Below are 10,659 nucleotides of genomic sequence, written 5' to 3' on the forward strand. Positions count from 1 at the left end.
GCGGACTCTTCGTTTTAACTTGTTCACCGTTCGAATTAATCAACGTCCATTCATCACGATCCAGCTGATACAACGTGTTTTTCGTATAGTCTTTCACTTCGAGAACTAGAATGCCGAGATCCGGTCCAATTACTACGAAATCCGGTCGCTTACCACGTATTTCTGGTTCGTAGTATACAATATAATCGTCAGGTAAATAGTTCTTTAATGTCCGAAATAGCAACCGCTCTCCTGCCGTTGCACTCGATCTAATAGTTTCAGGTACTGTATAGGCCATATCAATCCCTCCCTTTCTACTAGTCTTTAATTACCTATAGTATACTACATATCTAGTTTTTATAAAATTCTATTTTCTCAGACGTGAAAATAGGCTATCACCCTCAAAAGGTCAATAGCCTACTACTCTAACTATTTCTTTATCAACGCAATCTGCTGTATCCGTAGCCACTTGCTTTGTACCTCTTATATCCATTTGAACTTCTGTTTCATTCCCATATTAATCGATCTACATAACTTCCATGCACATACAACACATCATATGGTGCTACATCTGATCGAATTTGAATCCAAGGGCTTTCAGGCAATTGATCGTTCTTAATAATAAGTGGCATGCCTATTTTAGGATACTTATACACAATAGGTGTTCCAATACTAGTAGGACGTGAACGCACGTTAAGATCGGCGGTATTCGTCAATCCAATCTTCAACTGATTGGCCATCTCTTTCCCACCCATCGAGCGATCCATCCGATACAAATGTCCTCCAATTTTAGAACCCCAATACGGATCGGACGCGTACTTGACGTTCATGCCGATCGCTTTATTGCCGAAATTTGTACCATTCGCATATTTGGCGCCTGGTGGTAAGTAGTTTCTATTCAAGATTGAATCGACAAGTTCCTGGATGTTCTTACTTACAGAAGCAAAATATTTATTTTGTGGATTATCATCCGTCACATACATACCGAATAAGTTATTATAATTCAGTGCGTATGAACTGAGCCCATATTGGCTCTCATGCTGTGCGAGCGCAAGAATATGCATCGCGTTAATATGACTTTCTTGTTCAATTCTCTTCAACTCCGCCCCCATCCCAATCAACTTGCTTCTAGTCGTGGCGTTTTTGTAGATCGTAGAGTTCGGATAGGCGTTTTCCAGACTTCTTAACTGCTTCATAATATACGCATCAAGTTCTTCTGCTGTATAGCGCGTCATACTGCGCATCGGCAAGTATTGGAAGTATTGAGGGGCTGTACCGACTTCTGTGCCTGCCACATCACGGAAATGGCTTCCGTCCGTGCTATAATACTTGGCACCCTCTTGCATAAAACGTGGTGCCGCGCCCATTTCATATGAAGCAAAACTTTTGGTGTTATGTGAATAAATGAAGTGGTGGAGCGAACCTTTCGACACTTTGTAGTACGTGCGATCTGTCACCGTCTGACTTGGTAAGAGCCTCACATTTTGTGGTTTAATGTAGAAATTTCTTCCCGCCAGTTCAACTTTTACAGATTTTGCTGTTGAATCAACGTAAAGAAGCTCCGTGTCAGCTGGTACATACGTTTCTTGTACTGTTAAAGCTTCATTGGCATATAAAATCGTCAATGAACTTCCTCCATATGCTACAGTCGAGACAAGTCCAGCCGGCATATGAATGATCTTATTTTGTAACAAAACCACTTGATTGCCATTCATACGATTTGCAGCAGCTTCAAAACTTGGCAATCTTTCTATAATGGATGTTGTACCATTGGCTTGTACATTCGCTAGATCATAGGTTACCCCTGCTTTGATCGAAAACGTCTTCGTAATCGGCGATTTTAATGATTGGCCATCCGTGTTTTGCACGGCTTGAGTGATAACCAATGTATAGTTTTCACCGTAACGGTAATTACCTACAGGCGGTGCAATATGTATTTTTTGGTCTTTGTCTGAATAGGAAAGCACATTCTCCTGTCTGTTCCCTTGAGAATTTGTGATATAAATCGAGCCTCGCACCGTTTCACGATTTACCGGTTTATTGAACGTGATTGTCCAAGACTTGTCCGGCTCCTGATTGGGCGAATGATCCGGCCAAGTTGCGGCTTCGGCTACGAACATCAAGGAAAACGTAACCAGAAAGGCGATTGCAGTAGTTGTGATATGTTTTGTCATGTTTTTCAATTCTAGTAACCTCCTTTCCTTTTAATTATACAGGATGTTACTAGAAATCCTTTTAGATAAAACAACTATCTCAACAATATTTTTATAGACACAAAAAGCCACTTTACTTGAAACATACTTCATTTCTAAAGTGTGTTTCAAGTAAGTGGCTTTTCTATTACGACTTTATATTATTTCGCTTACTAACATGATGTTTTCATTTCATACACTTGTAACTAAATCACTGTTTTCTAGAATGGATTCTGCAGATACATACTGCAGATCCTGCGCTTCAGCCACTGCTTTGTATGTTACATTTCCATTCACTGTATTTAACCCTTTACGGAGCGCTTCATTATCCAGAAGTGCTTGCTTAAATCCTTTATTAGCAATTTGAAGTGCATAAGGCACAGTAACATTAGTCAATGCCATAGTAGATGTTTGGGGCACAGCACCTGGCATATTAGCAACTGCATAATGTACTACATCATGCTTAACGTAGATTGGATCATCATGTGTTGTCACTCGGTCCGACGTTTCAAAAATGCCTCCTTGGTCGATCGCGATATCTACCAAAACGGATCCTGGTTTCATCGATTGAACCGCTTCTTCAGATACAAGCTTAGGTGCTTTAGCTCCCGGAATGAGGACTGCCCCTATCACTAGATCTGCTTCTTTAACAGATTCTGAGATATTAAATGGATTGGAAACGAGCGTCTGTATACTGTTACCGAAAATTTCATCCAAATGACGTAAACGATCGACTGATAGATCTAGAACCGTTACGTGAGCACCCATGCCCACAGCAATACGAGCCGCGTTGGCACCCGCCTGCCCTCCACCAATTACTACAACTTTTCCACGAGACACACCGGGCACGCCAGCTAGGAGAACACCTTTGCCGCCTTTTGTTTTCTCAAGGTACTGAGCACCAATTTGTGTGGCCATCCTTCCAGCTACTTCACTCATTGGAGCGAGCAGAGGTAATGAATGATTAGGTAGCTGAACCGTTTCATAAGCAAGACCCACTACTTCATTTTCTAGGAGTGCTTTAGTCAACTCTACTTCAGATGCTAAATGTAAATATGTGAACAGTATTAATCCTTTGCGGAAAAAGCGGTATTCAGAAGCGATCGGTTCCTTTACTTTCATCACCATGTCTACACTCCACGCTTCTTCTGCTGTCTGAACAATTTTAGCCCCTGCTTCGACGTAGCTCTCGTCTGTAAAACTAGATCCTAGACCCGCTCCCGTTTCAATAAGTACTTCATGGCCTGACGTACAAAGTGTGAAAACGCCTGCCGGAGTCATCGCTACCCGGTTCTCATTATTTTTAATTTCCTTCGGTACACCAATTAACATGCTCATTCCTCCTCGAATAAAAGATAAACGTTACGTAGTTTTCGGCTGTTCGCTAGTAAAGAAATAGAAAGTATTGCATAGAAGAAGCACCTCTAGCTGCTCACTACATCAAGTAGACAAGAGGTACTTCTATATACACGTAAAGGAAAGACCTGCTATTTATTCTCTTTAAATACTTTTTTAATAACAGATACAATAAAGTCAAAATCTTCATCTGTACAAGAAAGTGGCGGACATAGTGCAAGCACGTTATTGAAACCTTCTACTGTTTCGCCGTTTCGGCCAACAATGAGTCCGTTCGCCTTACATTCTCCAATGATTTTTGTAATACGAGCATTTGAAGCAGGCTCTTTGGTATTCTTGTCTTCCACCATCTCAATACCCATTAAGAATCCAAGACTTCTGATGTCACCCACATACGGATGATCTTTCAAACTAGCCAGCTCATCCGACAAACGATCACCCAGTTCAGCAGAACGATTGATTAAGTCTTCACGTTCCAAAATCTCTAAGTTCTTTAGTGCCACTGCACAAGCTGCTGGATTGCCTCCAAATGTATTCACATGGCGCAAATGACTATGCTCTTCGCCCGTATCGAACTTTTCATAAATGTCTTTTCGGATTGCGGTAACTGATAACGGCAAGTATGCGCTAGTCAAACCTTTTGCCATCGTCACAATATCAGGTTTTACTTTGAAGTGCTGGTGTCCAAACGCTTTTCCAGTACGCCCAAATCCGCAAATTACTTCGTCAATAATTAATAAAACGCCATGACGTGTACAGATCTCTTGCACCTTCTCTAAGTAGACTGGATGTGGAATCAAAATTCCACCACCAGTAATAAGTGGCTCCATAATAATCCCTGCAATTGTCTCTTTTTGCTCCCAAATAATCTTTTCTTCAAGCTCTAAAGCACGCTGGATATTGTATTCTTCCACCGAAATTCCTTCTGGTTTTCGATAGTTATCCGGAGGCGCTACATGCAAGAATCCTGGCACTAATGGTTCATACTTATACTTTCGAAGTGCTTGCCCTGTAGCAGATAATGCTCCCATTGAACTTCCGTGATATGCACGATAGCGGGAAAGGAACTTATACCGGGATGGTTGCCCATTTTGCTGATGATATTGACGTACTAGTTTAAATGCTACTTCATTCGCATCCGATCCACTATTAGAATAGAAGATTTTGTAGTCGTCTCCCAACATTTCATTTAACTTGGCAGCAAGTTCAATGGCTGGTTCATGGCTTTGTGTCATCGGAACATATGCTAGTTTTTTCATTTGCTCATATGCTACTTTTGCAATTTCTTCTCTTCCGTAACCGACATTCACACACCATAAGCCCGACATACCATCTAAATAGCGGTTTCCTTTATGATCTGTAATCCAAGCATTGTCTCCACTCTCAATGATCATCGGTGGATTTTTTTCATTATAAGCGGAAATATGATGCCACACTTTATCTCGATTTTGTTCTGTCAATGACTGTTTATTATTGTGATTCTGTTCATGTAAAGTTTTCAATATGCATTCCTCCCTTTTCTCAATATTCATGACGTGCAGTCAACATTTTCTTGCGTGTGTAGAATTCAATTCCATCACGGCCGTTTGCATGCAAATCGCCGTAAAATGACTTCTTATAGCCAGAGAATGGGAAGAATGCCATAGGCGCTGGTACACCTAGATTAATACCGAGCATTCCTGCATCGATTTCTTCTCGGAATTGACGAATAGCCTTCGAGCTATCTGTGTACAAACAAGCACCATTCGCAAAGTCTGACTCATTTGTAAGTTGAATAGCTTCGTCTAATGTCTCTACTCTGATGACCGAGAGTACGGGCGCGAAGATTTCTTCCTTCCAAATTCGCATTTCAGTCGTAACGCCTTCAAATATTGTCGGTCCTACGAAATAGCCGCCTTCTGAAGTAGATTGATCGCCACGGCCATCACGAACAAGATTAGCGCCCTCTTCAATACCTGCTTCGATGTAAGAAAGTGTCTTATCTTTATGCGACTCACGAATAACAGGTCCAAGGAATACTCCTTCTTCCAAGCCATTCCCAATCGTCATATTATTTGCCTCTTCGACTAATCGTTTCACAAGTTCGTCAGCAACATCTCCAACTGCGACTACGACAGCAGCAGCCATACATCTCTCACCCGCAGAACCAAATGCCGCATTGGTAATATTCGTAACTGTTAAATCCATATTTGCATCTGGCATAACGATCGAATGGTTCTTAGCACCTGCTAGCGCTTGAACACGTTTACCATTAGCTGTTCCTGTTTTATATACATACTCTGCAACCGGTTGTGATCCTACAAATGAAACTGCTGGTATGTCTGGATGGCTTAAAATTCCGTTAACGATATCATGTGCTCCATGAACGATGTTGAAAACTCCATCTGGTAGTCCCGCTTCCGTTAATAGCTCTGCTAATCTATTCGCTAAAAGAGGTGTACGCTCTGAAGGTTTCAAAATGAATGTATTTCCTGCTGCAATGGCAAGTGGGAACATCCAGCAAGGAACCATCATAGGGAAGTTAAACGGTGTAATCCCCCCGACAACTCCTAAAGGATAGCGATACATACCCGATTCAATGTTGGTAGCAATATCAGGAAGTTGGTAACCCATCATTAAGGTTGGAGCCCCTGAAGCAAATTCTACACACTCAATCCCACGCAGAACTTCTCCATAAGCTTCTGCATAGTTTTTTCCATTCTCTATTGTAATTAGTTGTGCCAGTTCATCCCAATGAGCCACAAGAAGTTGCTGATACTTAAATAGAATACGAGCCCTTTGCGGTACCGCAACTTTCTTCCATGAAGAAAAAGCTTTTTTGGCTGCATCTACGGCAACTTGTAGATCTTCCGCAGTTGAAACGGGTACTTCCGCAATAATCTCGCCTGTGGCAGGATTTGGCACCTCTTCATATTTATCCGTGAGTGATTTTACCCATTGTCCATTAATAAAATTAGAAAGCGCTTTCTTTTCTACAACCAATGTATTCATTTTTCTTCCTCCCCTTCTTCTAACCTTGCTTTAGAGCAAGACTTGAGCTAAGCTACTATCTATAGTTTAACGACTATTCTAATAACTTTCATTTTACATTGTGTAACATTGTTGCAAGTATTTTTTTACGTTATGGAGGTCTGTAATGATGAACGAACTTTCTTTGACTGTTCAAGACGTCCTTGCCCGCGACACCTTTAAGCACGCAAGACTCTTAGCAGGAAAAAACGGCTTAGATCGTCAAGTTAGATGGTCACACATACTCGAAGTAAGCGATTTCAGCTCATTGGTCAACGGAGGTGAAATCATTTTAACAACAGGCATACATTTACAGCTTGATACAGAAACACAATTACACTATATAAAGCAGTTAATTGAATTGAATGTTGCGTGCTTGTGTGTAGAAATTGGAGTACAGCTAAGTGAAGTACAGCAAGATATTATTGACTTTGCTGATGATCAAAACTTTCCTATCATCATTTTTGAGAAGTCTGTAAAATTTGTTGATATTTCACAAGACTTGCATACAGTAATCATTAATCGGCATTATGAAATGCTTTCAAAAATTGATACGCTATCTCGGAAATTTAATGAGTTGAGTTTAATGCCTAATGGAATCTTAAAAATCTTACAGGAGTTACAAGTGCATTTTAAACAGGATGTGTTATTTATTTCTGACGATGAAAGATCCTATTACTACCCTATTGAATCAAAAACTTGGAAAGATGATCTACAACGTTTCTTGAATGATAATCGTGCAGAAACTTTTGAGCACGACGTATACATGGTAAACGGAGAACCATTTGCACTACTGTCAACAAGTGGGTTGGGCCAAGACTTAGGTTATCTATGTTTACATCTACCTCAATCACTGGCTGATGACTTTATCTTTTTAATTTTAGATCGAGCCTCTCTAGCCATCGCGCAAATATTACTTCGAAATCGTACTATACAAGAAAGAAATCAACATTATGAAGATGAATTTGTTCGTAATTTACTACATGGTCGTTCAGTAGAACAAGAGGATTATCAATTTTATTTACCAACGAAAAGTCGTAATACACATTATCGTATTTTCATGATTCAAATGGATACTCATGACTCCGTAATAGACGACTACAATTGGGAAGAAATCCGTTCGCAACAGGCTATGATCATTCGTTCACTTTGTAAGCGACACAGTATTTTCCCCGCCCTGACCGTTAGTAAAAATGAAATAACAATCGTTGCCTCCTTCATTGCATCCGATCAGCACATAAAAGATACAAATCGCTTCACTCAGCTAATCAAGCAGATCCAGAGTACGGATGAAAGTGCTTTCTCTAACGGTCGTACGTATAAATTTGGTATTAGCTCCGTGTACCAGGACCTCTCAAAAATTCCAACTGGCTATATGGAAGCCAAAAAAGTAGTGGATATTAAGCAAAGTTTTTCATTTGAAAGTGATTACTACGAAGACTTAGGTATTTATAGATTGCTTCTATTGATTAAAGATGAAGGATACCTTGATCACTATGTAGAAGATTATCTCCAATCTTTAATTGACTATGACACAAAAACAGACAGTGAGTTATTTGAAACTCTACGTATTTATCTTGAGTGTGGAGGCTCAAAAAAAGAAACGGCAGATCGTCTCTTTATTGTTCGGCAAACGCTATATCATCGACTGGAAAAAATCGAAACGATACTTGGGCCGAACTTCATGTCTCCCCTAAATCGGATTGCACTCGAAGTAGCTATTATGGCCAAACGAATTTTAGTCAAAAATGATTAACATAACTTACAGCTTCTACTCCCCTGGAATATACAAGTAGCGGCTGTAAGTGCATAACATCTCTTCGTATTCAAGAACTATTACTTCCCCCTACCATAAGAGCTAATTTATTTATTTCTACCCTGCATCATAATGGATGATAACTACCGCTAACTGCATCTACAATAAGTTGTCCTTGCTTATTATTCGGCAACCTGAAATCCGTCAGCCAAAAAGGGCGATAAAAAAGATTTCTTTGTACTTCTATGATTTTAGGCATTGTTACGAATTTTGCTTTTGAGGAAGCATTATCAAAAACAAATCGCTCCGCTATACTAATGGCATCTTCCTCTACAATAACAGGCCGAGGAATTCTTCCAGTTTCTACTGTTCGTTCAAAAAACATCGGTTTGACGTCTACCAGTGACCCTCTTCCACCAAGTGCGTCTACCGTACATGCCACTTTCCCCTTAAACTTCAGCAAACTTTTTGCGCTTACTTGATATTCAAAGAAGTAATAGGGATAGTAAATTAACTCTTGAATGTGAAACAGCGTTTGTTTTTCATATTGTTGCAACCCAAGCAATACTTCTTCTTCCGAGAAATCAATTTCTTGTACTAACAGGGTGCTCATACGTATCGACTCCCGCGAAATATTTATCGTTCATTAAAAACTTAGATACATTACTTGCCTCTGGCGCCAGATCGCGTGTGATGTTGCGATCAAACTCCTTTGAAAAATAGCGCTTTTGTCTAGATTGTTCAAATGCTTCTTGTACTTCTTCTGAAGGCTTTCGACCAAATTGGCTTCCAATCGTCATACCTAGAATAGATACAATGAGACCTGCCAAAAACGGATGAAGTCCTGTCGAGGTTTCCAATGACATCGAAGTCCAAATAATATTTGTCATTGCTCCACCGATCATTGCAGATAAGCAGCCTATATAATTAGCTTTTTTATAGTAGACGGATGAAACATATGGAACTAAGAAAGCATTTCCTAGTGTACCGAACGCAAACAGAACTAATGCAAATACCGATGGCGGCTCATAGATCGCTACAATTACACCTACAATACCTCCCATTAAAATACATAGTCTGGATACGAGAATCATAGTTTTTTGACTAGCATTCTTGTTGATGAACCGTTGATACACGTCACGTGAAAGAATGGATCCCGCTTGCATCAAGATAGAATCCGCAGTGGACATAACAGCAGACATGATTGCCGAAAGCAATAATGCTGCAAAGATTCCTGGGAATAACGTATAGGCCAGTTCAGTAATAATCATTTCAGGATCTGCAATTGTAGGAAGCAAAATGATGCCGATCAATCCTAAAATATAAGGAACGAAAATGAAAAATTGGTTCCAAATAGCACTGATCATGACTGCTCCTTTTACAGTTTTCGTACTCTTCATAGACATATGGCGAACGACTACGTGTGGGAGTCCCATATAACCTATAGAGTAGATAAGGATTGCACCAATCACCATTCCCCATTGCCCGTAATATGCCAAACCTTTACCCCAAATACTCAAGTAGGTAGGATCAATAGCTTTTAAAGCAACGTTCAATCCAGTCAATCCCCCTACGTGGAAATACGCAAGGAAACCGATACCTACAACTCCAAATACCATAATCAATCCTTGTACAAATGAGGTATACGCAACAGCTAAATAGCCTCCAGCTACCGTATAGACGATAATGACGCTAATACCGATAATTAAAGACAATTCGTACGTAAAGCCTGTTAGTGTAGCCATAGCCTTACCAGCTGCAATAAACTGAGCGCACACATAACCGAATAAAAAGACGATGGAAATAATCGATCCTACTACACGAACGCTCGGACTTTCAAAGCGTTTCTCTAAATATTCAATCGGTGAAAGCGCTCCCATAATTTCAGACATTCTTCTCATCCGTTTACCTAAAACGGATAGGTTGATAATCGATCCACCCGCATCACCAATAGCGTACCAAATAGCATACCAGCCGTATTTAAAGGCCATAGCAGGAGCACCCATAAACATGAATCCACTCATTGCAGTCGTTTGCATTGTCATTGCAGTAACAGCAGGCCCTAGAGAACGACCGCCAAGTAAATATTGTTCTGTTGAGGATGCTGATTTTCTGGAAAACCATAAACCAATCGTTAATAGAACACCTAGATAGATAATGAAAATAATCCCATCGATACTCATTGAATCCCCCCATTGTTACTGCATATTTTGTTGTTGTTTTTCATGTTCATCCATTTCATCTTCTAGATCATCTTCTCGCTTTAATTTAAAGTATATTATTACAGCCAATCCTACCCAAATAAAAGGCCATGGTACAAACCACCAAAACGTTTCAGCAGGAAATCCAAGCATATTTTCACCTCCT

The 10,659-nt window shown here is 40.1% G+C and carries 8 protein-coding genes; 1 reads left to right on the forward strand and 7 read right to left on the reverse strand.

Annotated features, from left to right (window positions below; genetic code table 11):
- From Q7P97_RS02150 to Q7P97_RS02170, 5 genes are all read right to left on the reverse strand, one after another.
- On the reverse strand, positions 1-277 hold a 277-nt coding region (locus Q7P97_RS02150; protein WP_303965900.1), incomplete at its 3' end, for a nuclease-related domain-containing protein.
- A gap of 208 nt (positions 278-485) precedes the next feature.
- Entirely contained in the window at positions 486-2,153 is a 1,668-nt protein-coding gene (locus tag Q7P97_RS02155; protein ID WP_303965921.1) for a glucosaminidase domain-containing protein, read from the reverse strand.
- 210 nt (positions 2,154-2,363) lie between these two features.
- The gene (gene ald / locus Q7P97_RS02160) at positions 2,364-3,503 is read right to left on the reverse strand and encodes an alanine dehydrogenase (protein WP_303965903.1); all 1,140 of its coding nucleotides are present in this window, start codon (positions 3,501-3,503) and stop codon (positions 2,364-2,366) included.
- Positions 3,504-3,658: 155 nt separating this feature from the next.
- Entirely contained in the window at positions 3,659-5,029 is a 1,371-nt protein-coding gene (locus Q7P97_RS02165; RefSeq protein ID WP_303965906.1) for an aspartate aminotransferase family protein, read from the reverse strand.
- Positions 5,030-5,048: 19 nt separating this feature from the next.
- Positions 5,049-6,518, reverse strand: a complete 1,470-nt coding sequence (locus Q7P97_RS02170; protein ID WP_303965909.1) for a CoA-acylating methylmalonate-semialdehyde dehydrogenase — start codon at positions 6,516-6,518, stop codon at positions 5,049-5,051.
- 145 nt (positions 6,519-6,663) lie between these two features.
- Between Q7P97_RS02170 and Q7P97_RS02175 the strand changes: the two genes are divergently transcribed.
- Entirely contained in the window at positions 6,664-8,292 is a 1,629-nt protein-coding gene (locus tag Q7P97_RS02175) for a PucR family transcriptional regulator (RefSeq protein ID WP_303965912.1), read from the forward strand.
- A 127-nt stretch (positions 8,293-8,419) separates the two neighbouring features.
- On the opposite strand, the gene Q7P97_RS02180 is transcribed toward Q7P97_RS02175, so the two are convergent.
- A complete protein-coding gene (locus Q7P97_RS02180; RefSeq protein ID WP_303965915.1) occupies positions 8,420-8,905 on the reverse strand; it encodes a hypothetical protein in 486 nt (161 codons plus the stop codon).
- Positions 8,877-10,475, reverse strand: a complete 1,599-nt coding sequence (locus tag Q7P97_RS02185; RefSeq protein ID WP_303965918.1) for a sodium/proline symporter — start codon at positions 10,473-10,475, stop codon at positions 8,877-8,879. The genes Q7P97_RS02180 and Q7P97_RS02185 overlap by 29 nt, the downstream gene beginning before the upstream one ends.
- Positions 10,476-10,659 lie beyond the last annotated feature (184 nt).

The sequence above is a fragment of the Sporosarcina ureae genome (assembly GCF_029267015.1).
GTDB classification, from domain to species: domain Bacteria; phylum Bacillota; class Bacilli; order Bacillales_A; family Planococcaceae; genus Sporosarcina; species Sporosarcina ureae_D.

Excerpts from the sequence above, each read along its gene's own strand:
- Q7P97_RS02155 (WP_303965921.1), bottom strand. The coding sequence starts at position 2,153 with ATGACAAAACATATCACAACTACTGCAATCGCCTTTCTGGTTACGTTT.
- ald (WP_303965903.1), bottom strand. The coding sequence starts at position 3,503 with ATGTTAATTGGTGTACCGAAGGAAATTAAAAATAATGAGAACCGGGTA.
- Q7P97_RS02170 (WP_303965909.1), bottom strand. The coding sequence starts at position 6,518 with ATGAATACATTGGTTGTAGAAAAGAAAGCGCTTTCTAATTTTATTAAT.
- Q7P97_RS02175 (WP_303965912.1), top strand. The coding sequence starts at position 6,664 with ATGATGAACGAACTTTCTTTGACTGTTCAAGACGTCCTTGCCCGCGAC.
- Q7P97_RS02180 (WP_303965915.1), bottom strand. The coding sequence starts at position 8,905 with ATGAGCACCCTGTTAGTACAAGAAATTGATTTCTCGGAAGAAGAAGTA.
- Q7P97_RS02185 (WP_303965918.1), bottom strand. The coding sequence starts at position 10,475 with ATGAGTATCGATGGGATTATTTTCATTATCTATCTAGGTGTTCTATTA.